Origin of the sequence: Dyadobacter sp. CY351 (genome assembly GCF_021502625.1) — a bacterium.
In the GTDB taxonomy this organism is placed as follows: Bacteria; Bacteroidota; Bacteroidia; order Cytophagales; family Spirosomataceae; genus Dyadobacter; species Dyadobacter chenhuakuii.
The window spans coordinates 478,186-494,617 of record NZ_JAKFFU010000003.1; the positions used below are offsets into that span (position 1 = coordinate 478,186).

Annotated in this window: 11 protein-coding genes; 5 read left to right on the plus strand and 6 right to left on the minus strand. The window is 47.3% G+C overall.

Going from position 1 to position 16,432, the window contains the following annotated elements; genetic code table 11:
• Positions 1 to 17: 17 nt before the first annotated feature.
• A complete protein-coding gene (locus tag L0660_RS07560; protein ID WP_235158940.1) occupies positions 18 to 992 on the minus strand; it encodes a tyrosine-protein phosphatase in 975 nt (324 codons plus the stop codon).
• Between the two features lie 131 nt (positions 993 to 1,123).
• Here L0660_RS07560 and L0660_RS07565 point away from each other — a divergent pair, with 131 nt between their 5' ends.
• The 5 genes from L0660_RS07565 to L0660_RS07585 all read left to right on the plus strand — a co-directional run bounded on the left by L0660_RS07565 (position 1,124) and on the right by L0660_RS07585 (position 9,727).
• Positions 1,124 to 2,365 carry a PQQ-dependent sugar dehydrogenase gene (locus L0660_RS07565; RefSeq protein WP_233798598.1) on the plus strand — a complete coding sequence of 414 codons (1,242 nt, stop codon included), beginning with the start codon at positions 1,124 to 1,126 and terminating at the stop codon, positions 2,363 to 2,365.
• A gap of 170 nt (positions 2,366 to 2,535) precedes the next feature.
• Positions 2,536 to 3,663, plus strand: coding sequence for an AI-2E family transporter (locus tag L0660_RS07570; RefSeq protein ID WP_233798599.1), 1,128 nt, complete (start codon positions 2,536 to 2,538; stop codon positions 3,661 to 3,663).
• Positions 3,664 to 3,980: 317 nt separating this feature from the next.
• Positions 3,981 to 5,063 carry an efflux RND transporter periplasmic adaptor subunit gene (locus L0660_RS07575; RefSeq protein ID WP_233798600.1) on the plus strand — a complete coding sequence of 361 codons (1,083 nt, stop codon included), beginning with the start codon at positions 3,981 to 3,983 and terminating at the stop codon, positions 5,061 to 5,063.
• A gap of 28 nt (positions 5,064 to 5,091) precedes the next feature.
• Positions 5,092 to 8,298: an efflux RND transporter permease subunit gene (locus L0660_RS07580; protein ID WP_233792103.1), complete on the plus strand. Its 3,207-nt coding sequence runs from the start codon at positions 5,092 to 5,094 to the stop codon at positions 8,296 to 8,298.
• Positions 8,288 to 9,727, plus strand: coding sequence for a TolC family protein (locus L0660_RS07585; RefSeq protein WP_235159223.1), 1,440 nt, complete (start codon positions 8,288 to 8,290; stop codon positions 9,725 to 9,727). The genes L0660_RS07580 and L0660_RS07585 overlap by 11 nt, the downstream gene beginning before the upstream one ends.
• A gap of 351 nt (positions 9,728 to 10,078) precedes the next feature.
• Here L0660_RS07585 and L0660_RS07590 read toward each other — a convergent pair whose 3' ends face one another.
• From L0660_RS07590 to L0660_RS07610, 5 genes are all read right to left on the minus strand, one after another.
• Positions 10,079 to 10,795: a DUF4198 domain-containing protein gene (locus tag L0660_RS07590; RefSeq protein WP_235158941.1), complete on the minus strand. Its 717-nt coding sequence runs from the start codon at positions 10,793 to 10,795 to the stop codon at positions 10,079 to 10,081.
• A gap of 33 nt (positions 10,796 to 10,828) precedes the next feature.
• A complete protein-coding gene (locus L0660_RS07595; RefSeq protein WP_235158942.1) occupies positions 10,829 to 12,091 on the minus strand; it encodes a PepSY domain-containing protein in 1,263 nt (420 codons plus the stop codon).
• A 46-nt stretch (positions 12,092 to 12,137) separates the two neighbouring features.
• Entirely contained in the window at positions 12,138 to 13,385 is a 1,248-nt protein-coding gene (locus tag L0660_RS07600; protein WP_235158943.1) for a DUF4374 domain-containing protein, read from the minus strand.
• A 34-nt stretch (positions 13,386 to 13,419) separates the two neighbouring features.
• A complete protein-coding gene (locus L0660_RS07605; protein WP_235158944.1) occupies positions 13,420 to 15,789 on the minus strand; it encodes a TonB-dependent receptor in 2,370 nt (789 codons plus the stop codon).
• Positions 15,790 to 16,004: 215 nt separating this feature from the next.
• Positions 16,005 to 16,361, minus strand: coding sequence for a VOC family protein (locus tag L0660_RS07610; protein ID WP_235158945.1), 357 nt, complete (start codon positions 16,359 to 16,361; stop codon positions 16,005 to 16,007).
• Between the last annotated feature and the right edge of the window lie 71 nt (positions 16,362 to 16,432).

Consider the following 16,432-nt stretch of genomic DNA (forward strand, 5'->3'; position numbering starts at 1 on the left):
TTACCGGAAGGCACTTTTTACATCTTTTCCTGATAAGTAAGCCTTTCAATGAGCAGTTCTCTGCGTTTTTGGTCGATACCTAGCTGATTTTTGATAAACTGCTCTATCCCGCCATACTTTTTATCAATAGTCTCGAAAGTAGCATTGATAAATCGCTCGTCTACGGTGATAAACACTTCTACCGCTTTCAGATCCATTTTGCGTTTGATGATTTTCCCCAATTTAGCTTTCCGCAATGTGCTTTCTGTGTGCTCCTGGCGATAATAATTGGACAGTAAATATTCATTCACTATTGTCTCCCGGTCGACTTTCAGGATAGATAATATCAATGCGGAAATAATGCCTGTACGGTCTTTTCCTGCCGAACAATGATATACGACCGGCGCATCAGAATCCAGAATATCCTGCATAATTTCCCGCAATGCATTCACATTCAAGGATACAGCATCTTCATAAAACTGGATTGTTTTGTCAAATGCCTGCTGTTCCGAAATCTGGCCGTTGATCACTTTTGTTTTTAACTGCGCAATTTCCCCCTCTTTGTCTTCGACCGTTGGCGTATGGAAATATTTGACATTCGGTGGCAAGCGATCCTCTTTACCTTTAATCTCATGATCGGTGCGCAGGTCGTATACGCTGGCAATGTGCAGTGAATTCAACTTGTCAAATTCGCCTTCATCCAGGCTGGCCAGATTTCCCGAGCGGTAGATCTTGCCTAAGCGGACTATCCTTCCATCTTTGGTTTTAAGACCGCCTATGTCTCTGAAATTCAGTGTGTTTCCGAAAGGAATGTATCGTTTAGCTAACAGTAACGAATCTTCCCCGTGAACAACCTGACGATAAGCCGATTTCCCGTCATGATTCTCCGAAACACTGACTTTGCAAGCTGTAAGCGCAATCCCGGCCAGAAAAATATACAATGTTCCCCTTGCGCTGAGAAATAACAATTTTGGAAAAATGAAACCACTTTTCCCGCCTGCTTCATATGCCATTGGCATCCTGTTTTTTTGAAAGATATTCTTTTATTTTGATCCTAAAATCGATATTTGCCGTTATGCTTTGAAATGGATGTGTCAAATCCGTCGGTCTAAAATCTCATTTATAAACCTCTAACTTAGAACAAATGTCTAAAAGTATTCTGTTAACCCTGGCGGGAGCAGCTTTTGTTATCGCTTCATGCCAAAACAAATCGTCCGAAAATTCGGATGCTGCTGAAAAAGATACCACGGCTACGGCCGGCGCTCCCGTCGAAACCCAAAAAGCCAATTCAGATTACAAACCTTCTTTCGAGGGACAGACAAGAATTGGAAGTGTAAAATCAACAACGGCATATGAAGGTAAAGTTCTCACCAGCGACCTAAAAAATCCTTGGGGTGTTACCACCTTGCCGGACGGACGTTTGATCATTACAGAAAAAGCAGGAACAATGCGCATCGCCACCACCGATGGAAAGGTAAGCGCACCAATTACAGGCATTCCCGCTGTGAATGCAGAAGGACAAGGCGGTTTGCTGGGCATCCGTGTTGACCCTGAATTTGATAAAAACAGAATGGTTTACTGGGTCTTTGCAGAAAAACAACCCGGCGGTAACCTGACTTCCGTAGCGAAAGGAAAACTGTCAGCAGACGAGAAAAAAATCGAAGGCGCAACGGTTATTTACCGCGCTACACCCGCATTTCCAAGCAACCTGCACTACGGCGGAAGGATTTTATTTGACAAACAAGGCGACCTTGTCATCAGCACAGGCGAGCGCTCAGACACTGTTTCGAGACCGCAGGCGCAGCATTTAAATTCCAGCCTGGGCAAAGTGATCCGCATTACCAAGGATGGCAAACCGGTGAAAGGCAATCCGTTTGAAGGCAAAGCGGGCGCGAAACCAGAGCTGTATTCTTATGGCCACCGCAATGTCCAGGGATTGGCGTTCCACCCTGTTTCGGGTGATCTTTGGGAAGTTGAGTTTGGCCCAAGAGGCGGTGACGAGCTGAACCGCGTTGAAGCTGGAAAAAACTACGGCTGGCCGACCATTACTTACGGAATCGAATACAGCGGCAAGAAAATCGGTGATTCGATCCAGGTGAAAGAAGGCATGGAGCAACCGGTTTACTACTGGGATCCCGTGGTTTCGCCGAGCGGCATCACATTTTACAGCAGCGACAGCATTCCGGAATGGAAAAATAACCTTTTCATCGGCGGATTGAGCAGCATGCACATTGTGAGACTGGTAATCGAAAATAACAAAGTTGTAGGTGAAGAAAGGTTGCTAGCTTCCGAAGGACAGCGTTTCCGTGACATTACCGAAGGGAAAGACGGCGCATTATACGCCGTGACCGATCAGGGGAAACTGTATCGCATTTTCAAAAAATAACAAAGCATTCGTAAAAATTACACGGCGCCGGTGAGCAATCATCCGGCGCCGTTTTTTTATAATTAAAGTGCTCAGTGGTTACATTCTGAGCGCATTAGGCGGCACGTCGTCGGGCATGGTATTTATATCTTTTGGTTTTGAATAAATTTCCGAAGTACTCATACACCATCATGATCCGATTTTCCAATCACCTCAAAAGCGTAAGTCTGGCTGCATCTTTATTGAGCCTTGTTTTAATTATTGCCCTCCTATATGTGTTGCAAAGCGTTTTAATCCCGCTTTTATTTTCCATTCTGCTAGCCATTTCACTATTTCCTATCACCCGCTTTTTTGAAAAATATAAATTAAGCCGAGCAACGGCTTCCATCCTTTCCGTACTGGTGGCCATTGTGCTCATTTCATTCCTGATCTGGTTTATAGTGCATCAGGTGATCGTGATCGGTGCTAACGGGAACGACCTGCAACTGCGTTTTATGCACATCCTGGAAACGATCCAGAAATGGGTAACCATGCGTTTTGGCATTGAAGAGGGTGAAATCACGAAGCAGATCACAGGATTCTCCAATCGGGTTGTGAGCAATGCCGGGACCATTCTCAGCACTGCTTTTGGCTCGGTAGGCGGCATTCTGGCGGGGGTGATCATTGTGCCGTTGTTCACCTTTTTCCTTCTGTACTACCGCGATTTCTTCCGTGAGTTTTTCTTTCACGCATTTGCGTCCGCATCCAAAGAAGTGGTCAGTGACGTGCTTGACAAGATTTATTATGTTGTACAAAGTTACCTGGTTGGACTTGTAACGGTTATGGGCATCGTCGCGATCCTGAATACGGTTGGTCTGCTGGTTTTGGGCATTCCCTATGCATGGTTCTTCGGTATCCTGGCTTCGCTGTTGATGTTGCTTCCCTATATTGGCATTGCGATCGGCTCGGTGCTTCCGGCTTTGTTTGCTCTGGCTACCAAAGATAGCGCATGGTATGCAGTGGGTGTGGTTGCCTGGTTTCAGGTTGTGCAGTTTTTGGAAGGCAACTTCCTTACGCCCAACATTGTAGGTGGAAAAGTAAGCATTAACCCGCTAATGGCGCTTGTAGGATTGCTTTTAGGCGGTATGCTTTTCGGTCTGGCCGGTTTGATCCTCGCTATCCCGATCACCGCTGTTTTGAAAGTGGTTTTTGATGCCATTCCATCTATGAAAGCCTACGGATTCCTCATCGGAGAACCCGAAAAATATCACCTCAAGCGCTTTTCCAACAAGATCATCATGAAGCGCTGGAAAATCAACCAGGTCCCGAACCAGGAATAGATGATCCTGATCCGGGTCAGAGTTAAAATCCTATACATTAAAAAATGCCGCACTAACCTGCGGCATTTTTTATTTTAATGCCTTTTTAACTTGCTTTTAACTTGCTATTAACGGTAATGTGCGGTTTTTGTATCGGTATTAGTTAAATCCAATTCTGCAAAAAGAGAAACCCTCATTTCAATGAACAACGTGATCCTATTAGCGATGGTTTACATCTTGTCTCACAGAAATTTTATAATTCAGGGGTTACGATTTGATTCAATATCAGACAAAACCATGCGTAGTAAACCACATTTTATCAAATAGCAAATTACATCATGAAGAGAATTCTCATGGTCCTCAGTTTGTGTGCAACCCTGTTCCACACAAGTTGTGAATCCAAAAAAGAAGAAAAAGAAGAAGAAGTTAAGTTCCTGGTGACAAGCCCCTTGCAAAGAGACACATTGGTTACCAAGGAATATGTAAGCCAGATCCGGGCGATCAGCCACATTGAGCTGCGTGCTTTGGAAAGAGGTTATTTACAAAACATCTATGTGGACGAAGGTCAGACCGTTAAAAAAGGCCAGCTGATGTTCAAGATCATGCCGATGCTTTATCAGGCTGAACAACAAAAAGCACAGGCGGAAGCCAATTTTGCAGAGATCGAATTTAAAAACACCAAGTCGCTGGCCGACAGCAATGTGGTTTCCAAAAACGAGCTGGCACTTGCCAAAGCCAAATTGGACAAAGCCAAAGCAGAACTGGGATTAGCCACAACGCACCTGGGCTTCACCGAAATCCGCGCGCCATTCAACGGCATCATGGACCATTTTCAAGTGAGATTGGGAAGCTTGTTGGACGAAGGGGATTTGCTGACAACATTGTCTGACAACAGCGAAATGTGGGTTTATTTCAATGTCCCGGAAGCTGAATATCTGGATTACAAAGCCAACGAAGCCACAGCCGGCATGCTCAATGTGAACCTGCGCATGGCCAACAACCAAATGTTCCCGCACTCCGGATCTGTAAAAACGATTGAGGCTGATTTCAACAACGAGACTGGTAACATCGCTTTCAGGGCTACATTCCCTAATCCGAAACGACTGCTGAGACACGGTGAAACTGGAAATGTGTTAGTAACCGTGCCGATGAAAAATGCCTTGCTGATCCCGCAAAAAGCCACTTTCGAGGTTCTGGAAAAGAAATACGTGTATGTGGTGGATAAAGACAACAAGATCCGTTCGAGGGAAATAGAAATCGAAGCTGAGCTTCCTCACATTTTCGTAGTGAAATCCGGTCTGAAAGCCGATGAGAAAATCCTGCTGGAAGGTTTGCGCCAGGTGAAAGAGAACGAAAAGATCCACTCTACTTTCGTAAAACCTGATTCTGTGATTTCCAATCTGAGTCTGTACGCCGAATAGTCCGCTATCTTAACAAGCACAAAACGACATGTTTAATCAATTCATAAGAAGACCTGTATTTGCAATCGTGATCTCGATCATGATCGTATTTATAGGCATCCTGGCAATTGAGAAATTACCCATTTCCCAGTTCCCGGACATTGCCCCTACAACCGTCAATATCTTTATCGCCTACCCTGGCGCGAGTGCCGATGTGTTGGTAAAATCAACTTTGATCACCCTTGAACAGGCCATTAACGGAGTTCAGGATATGCGGTACATTGCTACCGATGCAACGAGTGCGGGGGAGGCGACGCTCAGGATCATCTTCGAGCCCGGCACCGACCCGAACGTGGCCGTTATCCGGGTAAAAACCAGGGTTGACCAGGTTATGCCGCTTTTGCCGGAACTAGTTCAGCGTGAAGGGGTTATTATCTCACCCGTTCAGCCTAGTATGCTGATGTATGTCAATCTTTATTCAAAAGATAAGAGCATTGACGAAAAATTCCTGTTCAACTACGCAACGGTAAAAATGATCCCCGAAATCCAACGGACCAAAGGGATTGCAAGAGCGCAAATCTTAGGTTCAAGGAGATATGCAATGCGTCTCTGGCTGAATCCGGAGCGTATGCGTGCTTACAATATTTCTACGGAGGAAGTAATGAAGGCGGTGGGCGAACAAAGTATCGTTGGTCGTCCGGGTCGTATCGGGCAAAGCTCCGGTATCGCGGCCCAGTCGCTGGAATATGTGCTTACTTACAAAGGTCGCTACGACAAGCCCGAAGAATACGAAAACATCATTGTACGCGCCAATGCGCAGGGTGAAAGCGTTCATTTGCGTGACATTGCGAAAGTGGAACTCGGTTCTGAATTCTTTGACATTTACTCCAACCTAGACGGCCATCCTTCGGCAGCGATCGTGTTGCGCCAAAACTACGGAAGTAACGCGAGCGACGTAATTGAAGAGGTGAAAAAGAAGCTGGATGTGATGAAAGAATCCTTCCCTCCGGGCGTGGATTACAAGATCAGTTATGACGTTTCTCAATTCCTGGACGCGTCTATAGAGCAGGTTATTGATACATTAAGGGATGCATTTATCCTTGTTGCGCTTGTCGTATTCATATTTCTTGGCGACTGGCGTTCCACATTGATCCCGATCCTGGCTGTGCCGGTTTCGCTGATCGGGGCATTCTTTGTGATACAGGCTTTCGGGCTTTCGATCAACCTGATTACGCTTTTTGCGCTTGTACTTGCGATTGGTATTGTGGTCGATGATGCGATTGTCGTCGTCGAGGCCGTCCATGCGAAGTTTGAGGAAGAGCCGGGGATTTCCCCTTTTAATGCGGTGAAAAAAGTGCTTGGTGAGATCAGCGGTGCCATTATCGCGATCACGGCCGTTATGGTTTCGGTATTCCTTCCGATCTCGTTCATGTCCGGTCCGGTCGGCACATTCTACCGGCAGTTCTCTATTACCATGGCCAGCTCTATCGTTATTTCTGCACTTATCGCCTTGACGTTGACGCCGGTTTTATGTGCAATGTTGCTTCAAAATCACCACGGTCACCAGAAGAAGAAGAACTTCCTTACCAAAGGGCTTGATGCTTTTAACAGAACATTTGATAAGCTGACAGGAAGATATGTGAGCCTGCTGAAACGCATTGTGAGCCGCAGGGTTGTAACCTGGGTTGTTTTACTGGGCTTCTGCGCAGGGATTGTTTTTGTAAACAAAATTTTGCCCGCAGGTTTTATTCCAAATGAAGATCAAAGCACGATCTACGCGATCATTCAGACGCCTCCGGGATCCACTTTGGAAAAAACGAATGAAGTTTCCCGCCGTCTTCAAAAGATATGCGAAGAAGTGGAAGGAATCGAATCGGTTTCGTCACTGGCAGGTTATGAGATCATGACAGAAGGCCGCGGTTCCAATGCGGGAACGTGTTTGATCAACTTGAAACCTTGGCACGACCGCAAGCAGAATGTGAAAGAGATTATGGAAGAACTGGAAAAAGAAACGCGCGGTCTTGGTGCCGTAGTCGAATTCTTCGAACCACCAGCGATCCCGGGTTTTGGTACATCCGGCGGTTTCTCGATGCGTCTTTTGGATAAAACTTCTGACACCGATTACGCAGAATTTGACAAGATCAACAAGAAATTCATGGATGACCTTGCGAAACGTCCTGAGCTTACGGGCTTGTTCACATTCTTCGCAGCGAACTATCCGCAGTATGAATTGCAGATCGATAACCAGCTTGCGATGCAAAAAGGCGTGTCGATTGGAAAAGCGATGGACAACCTGAACATTATGATCGGTAGTACATATGAGCAGGGTTTCACCAGGTTCAACCAGTTCTTTAAAGTGTACGTGCAGTCTGACCCAAGTTTCAGAAGGCTTCCTTCCGATCTTTTGAAATTGTTTGTGAAAAACGACGCAGGCGAAATGGTGCCTTACTCTTCCTTCATGACATTGAAAAAAGGTCAGGGACCTAACGAGATCACGCGTTTCAACCTCTATAATTCAGCTGCGATCCAAGGTCTTCCGGCCAAAGGTTACACCACGGCTGATGCCATTCAGGCGATCCGCGAAGTGGCTGCTAAAACTTTGCCGCAGGGTTATGACATTGCATTTGAAGGTCTTTCTTATGACGAATCGATCCGTGGAAATGAGTCGCTGGTTGTGTTTGCGATCGTATTAGCCTTCGTTTATTTCGTGTTGGCAGCGCAGTATGAGAGCTTTATTATTCCTTTTGCAGTTGTGTTGTCATTGCCGGTTGGAGTTTTTGGTTCTTTCCTTTTGCTCAAATTAATGGGCTTGGAAAACAACATTTATGCGCAGATCGGTTTGATCATGCTCGTCGGGTTGCTTGGTAAAAACGCCGTACTGATCGTCGAGTTTGCCGTTCAGAAGCGGTCGCAGGGGGAAACAATCCTGAATGCTGCTATCGAAGGTGCCCGGGTTCGTTTCCGTCCTATTTTGATGACTTCGTTCGCGTTCGTTGCCGGTTTGATCCCGTTGATCATTGCCACAGGTGCCGGTGCGATCGGTAACCGTACAATCGGTGCGTCAGCGATGGGCGGGATGCTTTTCGGGACCATCTTCGGGGTGATCATTATCCCTGGATTGTACTACATCTTTGGCACCCTTGCCGACGGCAGAAAAATGATTAAAGACGAGGAAGACGGCTCGCTTACCGAACAATTCGTTCACGCAGTCGACATTTTCCCTCACACTCAAGAAACTCAAAATGATGAGCAATAAAAGAATATTGACGTGGGTGGGGATCACTTTAAGTGCCCTCACCTACACCGCCTGCAACGCCCCTTCTCAGGTCCAGCGATCTCCTAACAAAACATTATCAGCTGCCTACAATGGTCAGGCAGCTGATTCCACAAACAATGTGGGCAAAATGAAATGGAAGGATTATTTCACCGATCCACAACTTGCTGCCCTGATTGACACGGCGTTAAACAACAACCAGGAGCTGAACATTACATTGCAAGAAATCGAGATCTCACGAAACGAGATCCGCGCCCGGAAAGGGGAATATCTGCCTTTCATAGGTTTGAGAGGCGGAGCCGGCATTGAAAAAGCTGGTCGTTACACGCAAGTGGGTTCCAGCGAAGCAACTACAGAAATCAAGCCGGGCAGAGAAACGCCCGAGCCATTGCCCGACTTCGTTGTGGCTGCTTATGCGCGCTGGGAAGTGGATATCTGGCACAAATTGCGTAATGCGAAAAAGGCTGCTGTGAACCGCTATTTGTCTTCGGTGGAAGGTAAAAATTTCATGATGACCAACATTGTCTCAGAGATCGCAAACTCCTATTACGAGCTTCTGGCACTGGACACGCAGCTGAACATTGTCACGCAGAACATTGAGATTCAAACCAATGCATTGCGGATTGTAAAAATGCAGAAAGAAGCAACGCGGGTTACGGAGCTGGCTGTACGCAGATTTGAGGCACAAGTGCTGAACACGCAAAATCGTCAGTATGCCATTCGTCAGCGCATTGTTGAAACAGAAAACCGGATCAATTTTCTTTTAGGACGATATCCGCAGCCTGTTTTGAGAAATGCTCAGAATTTTGAAAACAGCCTGCCAGCTGTCATCCACGCCGGAATCCCTTCCCAGCTGATGGAAAACCGTCCCGATGTCAGACAAGCGGAACAGGATCTGGAAGCTTCAAAACTGGATGTATTGGTTGCCCGGGCGAACTTTTATCCTTCACTAGGCCTGAATGCAGCGGTTGGTTTACAGGCATTCAATCCAATTTATCTTGGTAATGTTCCCAAATCACTGATGTCGACATTGGTAGCGGATCTGGCTGGCCCGCTGATCAATAAAAACGCGATCCAAGCTACGTATAAAAGCGCCAACGCACGTCAGATTCAGGCGATTTACAATTACGAGCGAACAGTTTTGAATGCTTACATTGAAGTGGTGAACCAGCTTTCCAACATCAGCAATCTGGAACAAAGCTACGCAACCAAATCCCACGAAGTAGCGGCTTTGACGGAGTCAACCAACATTGCCAACCGACTTTTCACCTCAGCAAGAGCGGATTATGTTGAAGTGCTGTTAACCCAACGCGAGGCATTGGAATCCAGGTTCGACCTGATTGAAACCAAGATGCAGCAGATCAATGCGACAGTGAATATTTACCGCGCGCTTGGTGGGGGGTGGAATTGATTTAGTGCTTATCGGATACCGGCGGATTAAATCCGCCGGTAAAGATTAATCGGGCCTCAGGCCCTTTTTTTTGTCCTGAAAGAGCCAGAGGCTCGACCTATATCCTACCTGCGGGTTGAAACCCGCAGCAAGAAATCCGCCGGGCCGATGGCCCTTTTCTCTGCCTAACAAGAGCCAGAGGCTCGACCTATATCCTAACTGCGGGTTTCAACCCGCAGCAAAAAACCCGCCAGTCCAATGCCCCTTCCTCTGCCCAAACAAGAGCCAGAGGCTCGAACCATATCCTAACTGCGGGTTTAAACCCGCAGCAAGAAATCCACCAGTCCAACGGCCCTTTTCCCTCCTAAACCCTTACTTCTCCACCCCTACCAACAAAGTAGCGCAGCGCCAGATTGCTTTATAGGGCTTGCCAAAATGGTCTCCTTCGGTTTTTTCTGTGGTTGATGCTTCCAATTTGTAAATGCCGTGCCAGACTGGGGTGAATGCTGCGACACCATTGGCGCCCGAGTTTACATTGCGGTTCCAGCCGCTGGGTGAGGAAACGCTTACATGTAATTTTTCAGCGGGTTTTCCTTTCAAAATCGTGGTGAGCTGGGCCGGCTGATTTACTTTGAATGTTTTTCCGGCATCCGCAAAAACGCTGATTTCATTGCCATTTGCGGCCGCTTCGTTGCCTGCCAGCGACTTTCCTACTTTCACAATAGCACCGGCATTGAACTGGTAGATGGTCGATCCGCCCAGGTCCTTGGCTGCTTTGCTGATGGATAACGTGTAAACGCCGTCTTTTTCCGGCGTAAATTCTGACATAAAATGATCTTCACCGGCTATGACAGGAAGTTTCACTTTTTGCTTGTCTGGAGTAGTGAGCCAGAGTTCGAATTCCTTTACATCGGAATACCAGTCAGCGAGCTTTTCGGGCTTGTCGTCCGGCTCGGCGTAAACGATTTTTACACTTTGCTTTTGTCCTGCTTTACCCGTTGTGCTTGTTTCGATCCAGAGTGCGTGCGCAAACAAGTTGGCAGCACTGCAAAGCATGAGCGCGGCGAAGAATATGATTTTTTGTAACATGATCATTGATTTTGAAATAGATAAATAAATGGGTCAGGAAACCTTGTCAGCGGGCTTTGGTATCCTGGGCTTGAATGTTCTTTTTTCCGAAATCACTTCGGCTACCAATGTGCTTTCGGCCATTTTGAGGTTTTTGGCTTTGGTTTTTTTGCCCTTTTTGCTGCCAAATCCTTTACGGTTCCACCAAACTATAAACCCTGTCACCGGCAAGGATGCGCCGATGAGCGAAGCCAGGAATGCAAGCACTTTGCCTGGAAAACCAAGAATGCTTCCTACGTGAATGTCGTAATTCATACGCCGTAGTTTTGCTCCGAAAGCAGCCTCTTCAAATGGCTTTCCATATATCGCATTCGGGGGCAATTGTTTGGCCGTGTGCTGGTCAAATGTGTAGCTGAGCGCGTTGTAAAACTGGCCTGTGCTCGGATAAACGGTTACAAATATCGCAGATGACGCTTTTGCGGTGTCCGGAAAGCTGTAATAGAAGCCGTTCGATTCCGGATGTCTGGCGATTGTGGTTTGCCAGGCTTTATCTATCGCCTGCTCTGGCGTAAAGAATTTGTGTGCATTCGTTGAATCGGATTTCGTGCGGTCGCGGCCTTCAAGCGTTTGTCCGCCGGACGTAACCCAGTAAAGCCCTTTGCTATACCATTCAATGCCATAAACCATTCCGGTAAGCGCGATGGCCAGCAGGAAAAGGAGTGAATAAAAGCCCAGCACATTGTGCAGGTCCAGGTTGATGCGCTTCCAGGTGCCGTTCCATTTGATCTTGAAACTCTTGTCGGTCGTACTTTTCGTCCATTTTTTGGGATACCACCAAATGAGACCCGTGATCAGCAAAATGACAAAAACCAATGTGCCGTAATTCACAACCTGGCGGCCGATCTCAAAAGGAAGCCATAAAAAACGGTGACCATTCAGCACCCAGCGGAAGAAATCGGCCTCCCCTTTTTTGTGCACCTGCTCACTGATCACTTTTCCCGTGTAGGGATCCACGCGCAAGGTTACATTAGGTCCGCGACGCTCGCCCAGTCCCAGGTAAATCGCCCTGCCCTGCTGATAAGTGGCATAACTCATTTTCAAACCAGGGTATTTCTCTGCCCCGATCTTCATCAGCTGCGAAGGCATTAGCACGGCCTTATCCAGCTTCTCGATCCGGGTTTTGGGCTCCAGCAAGCCCGTGATCTCGTCGTTGAAAACCCACACGCAGCCGGTTATACAAACGATGAAAACAATGATCCCCGAGATTAGGCCGAGCCAGAGATGCAGCCAGTTGTTGATTTTTTTGAAGGTAGACATGAAAAGCCCTGGTTTGAATGTGATAGGATTGTGGGTTGCCGAGCGGCTATTCGTAGTTCAGCACATTGATCGCCGTGATCACGCCGCCTTCTACTTTCAGGCCGCGCGTGCCTTTTGCTGCCACTGCGTCAACTTCATATACATAGCTCGCGCCGTCCGTTTGCGTGATGCCGATGTAACCAGCCTTTCCGTCTTTCGGTGTATAATTGGTTGTGGTAACGTTGGCAATGTTTGCCGCATCGGGCATGCCTTCGATCCACTTGAATGTTTGGTCGTAAACATTCACCGCTGCAAAGCGTTTTCCGATGGCATATGCGCCTTTTTCAGCCGGGCTTGTCATGGTTAGAATGAAATTCCCTTTGCCTACATAAAGCTGCGAGCTAATATTGTAACCACCTGCTGCCTGCTCCACATTGAATAAATAACTCTTGTCAAACTCAGTCGTTCCGGCCTTGATACGCACGATCGCAGACGGTTTCGTAGAGGTGATCTTGCCAGCGTTTGTCCCAACCGAAGCCGAATAAGCATACACATCGCCCTGCTCATCCACAGCCAGTCCATTATTGAAATAGCGGCCGATAAAACCGATGCGGTTGTCTTTGATCACTTTTTCAACGGTCAGTGCGGGATAGGAAAGCACCGCGATCCATGCGCTGTCCGGGTAAGCCGTCCCGAAAGCGTCCGGTGCAACGCCTTTGATGCTCATATAGGGCGCATAAACCTTGTCGCCGACCTGCGTAGCCCACGTAAAATGTGCACGTTCGCCATTACCAGCCAGTTTTACAATGTTAACCTGCGCCTCGCCTACGATTTTGGACTGTGCTGCATCAATGCGGTAAAAAGAAGCGCTTTCGTTGCCTGAACGCGGCACTTTAATGGTCAGCACGTCATCGGCAACCGGTGCAAAAACCTGAACAGTCTCAGCCTGAAAATCAGAAACTTTATTAAGTTCTCCCTTGCCGTCAAGGTTGTAAGTGGTCACAGCGCCTGGGTTTCCCTGGCCGTAAAGCAGACTGAAAAATCGGTTTTTGTGCGTGACATAATAGCGGTAAGTGCCGTCCTGTTCTTTGCCATTTCCAACTGTGGACACAGTGCCCGAAGTCAGGCTTTCGGTTGTCAGCAAATAGTCGGCGATGCCCGTCGAGCCCACTGGTAGTGCCGAGATCACGTATTTGGTTTTGCCTCCCTCACCACCGCCTGGTGTAGGATTAACATTGTTGTCGTCGCTGGTGCAGGCTGCCAGGAATATGCCGAGGCCAAGGCCCAGCGTAATGCTTTTGATTGCGCTTTTCATTTTTTGGATTAGAATAAAATATATGTAGTAGAAATTATTTACTGATAAAGTACCGGAGCTTCGCATAGAAGCCGCGACTCGCTTTTTGCAAGCTGAAATTGTCGTAAAGCCTGGCATCGAGCAGGTTTTTGCATTCCAGTGAAACATTGTATTTCCCGTTTGCCATGGCATATACAATGTTCACATCATGGCTCAGCTGGCGAGGAATGTCGAGCTTGTCACTGCCCAGGCTCGGCCAGTAGAGATAGTAAGCATGCACGTAAAGCAGGTTGTAGCCGAAAGTCAGTGTGTTCCCTTTTGCACCAAAATCTTTGAGAAAAACAGAAGCATCCGCATTGCCGAAAAGGAACGGCATATTGGGAATCCGGTCGCGGTAAAGCGGGCTTTCGGTGGTGTAGCCATCCTCAAAACGCGTGTTGTTGCGCAGGTCCTGGTAAGTGAGGTTCACGCCTGCCGTGAAAAGTTGTTTGAACGAATAGCGCACTTCGCCATCGACGCCAAAGTTGGTCACATCGGCCAGGTTGTCCATCACCTGCTTGGTCTGGTTGGCATTCAGTTTGGGGCGGATAAAGCCTTGTGCGTTGCGGTAAAGCACATTTGCATCCACATTCACACGGTGAATTTTGCTGAACTGCGTCTGGTAACTGAAACCCAGGTTATAGTTGTCGCTGCTTTCGGGATCGAGGTCAATGTTGCCTTCCAGGTTGAGTAAATCACCGTAAAGCTCATCGGTTTCGGGGAGGCGATAGCTTTTTTCATACGAACCTTTCAACTGCAAATTTTTCAGTAAAAAGAATGTCGACGCGATGCCGTAACCGAACTTATCAAAACGATTTTTCTGGATTTTATACGCCACGTCACCATATACACCGGTAGGATTATACGTAACCGAGAATTTGTTGAATTGTGAAAACTGTTTGAAGAAAAGTGATGTGTTCCAGCGCTCACTGTAATCGAACTTGTAGCCTAGCCCCAGCACATTCTTGGTGTTAAAGCGAGGCTGCTCGTAACGGTCGGCATCCGGGTAAAGTTCGTCGCGGCCCTTCCTGTTAAAAGTGTTATAAACGTTGTTGATCGTGATGGAATGCTTGTCACTGAGCTGGTAAGTGGCATTTGCGGTGACCAGACCATTGTTGTTGCGGAATTTGTAAAGGGAACGCTCGCGCTCGCTGCCCAGTCCTTCGTATTGTTTGAATTGCTGAAACCAGTTATACCGCCGGTAAACCGTATCCACATTCTGTTCCTGCCCCAGGTTATAATTAGCGGAAAGACTTACATTCAACCCCTTAACAAAAAGATCCTTTTTTTGATATTTCAAACTCGGCATAACAATGTTGCCCTTGCGGTGCCAGGCGCCGAAGACACTCACCATGCGCGCGCCGGTCTGAATTTCAGCACGGTTCTGGCCCAGCGTTATGCCGAAAAGCAGTTTATCTGCAAATTTTTTGCCGACCACACCCACATTTGCGATGATTGTTTCATTATGGTAATTATCATGAAAACGGCGCAAACGCTGGTTCTTGAAGTATTCGCCCGTGTTCACATCAGCCACATCTACATTGATCCAGTAATTGTTGTCCGAATAATTCTGGAAAGCATTCAGCTGAAATGTAAAACCCGATTTCCCCGTAAAACCCGCATTAATTCCCGTGCGGTGCGTGTTGAATGATCCATAGGAATAAGATGCATCGAGATAAGTGTTCTGCCGCGAGCCCGTCACAATGTTCACCGCACCGCCGAGTGCATCCGAGCCCAACCAGATCGGCACCACGCCTTTGTAAACTTCTACCCTTTCGGCGAGGTTAATGGGAATGTTGTTGAGCTGGAATGACGAGCCGAAATTGTCCATAGGAACACCGTCCAGAAAAAATTTCACCTGACGGCCTGTGAAACCATTGAGCGAAAAATTCATATTTGACCCTACCCCACCACTTTCCCGAACGCGGACGCCCGAAACACGGTCGAGCGCATGGGACAGGTCGAGCGTTGAGTTCTGGAGTTTTTTGGCATCAATGGCTGTAACATTGTAGGCCTGCCTGTTAACCTCCTTTGCCTCCGAACGGCCGATCACCGAAACCGATTCAAGTTCCTGGGAAATGGCTTTGAGGCGGAAGTTTGCCTGCGCATTTTCTCCGTCTTTCAGGTTCATTTGTTTGGTTTCAGGCTCAAAACCAAGGAAAGAAATCACGAGTGTGCATGGCCCGGCGGGTAGATTTTCCAATGCATAGCGCGCTTTCGCATCTGAAAATGTTCCCTTGGTTACACCGGAAATGGTGATGGATGCGCCGGACAGCAGCTCGCCGTCATCCGACCGGACCGTCCCTCTAAGACTGGCCGTTTGCGCAAAAGATGCGCAGGAACAGGCGCATAATATGCCTGTCAACAAGATTTTTATAACTTGCATTACTTTTAATTTTTGACGACTTTAAAAGTGAACATGCTTCGGCATGTTTTGGCCGTACGGTTGGCGCCGTACGGCCTTTTTTTGTGGTTACTCGGCTAGGTTATGGGAAATGTTTATGCATATAACTATTTAGACTAATTATAATTTATGCCTCAAAAGTAACCGTGAATCGCGTAAAAGCAATCGTTCAGACAAAATATTTTTGCATCATTGCCTTACTCAGACCAAACCGCCAGCTCGTTATCGTCCGGATCTGTGAACTGAAAACGCTTTCCGCCAGGGAATTCGAAGATATCCTGGGTGAGGACACCGCCCGCTTTCAGCACCTTCTTTTTCGTGGATTCGATATCATCTGAATAAAGAATCACCAGGATGCTTCCCCGGACCGGCATGCCGATGGTGAAGCCGCCATCCACATAATCTCCTGAAAAAGCCGTGTATTCCGGACCATAGTCAGTGAATGTCCAGTCAAAACTCTCGGAGTAGAACTGTTTCACCTTCGCCAGATCCTTTGAAAGGAATTCAATGTACTGAATTTGCTCGTGCCGCTCGCGGCTTTCTGTTTGTCCCATTGTTCTATTTTAATTTATAATGTGATTTTATGGTAAAAGGCTGAACAGTCACTTATTTTTGTCTATTAAAC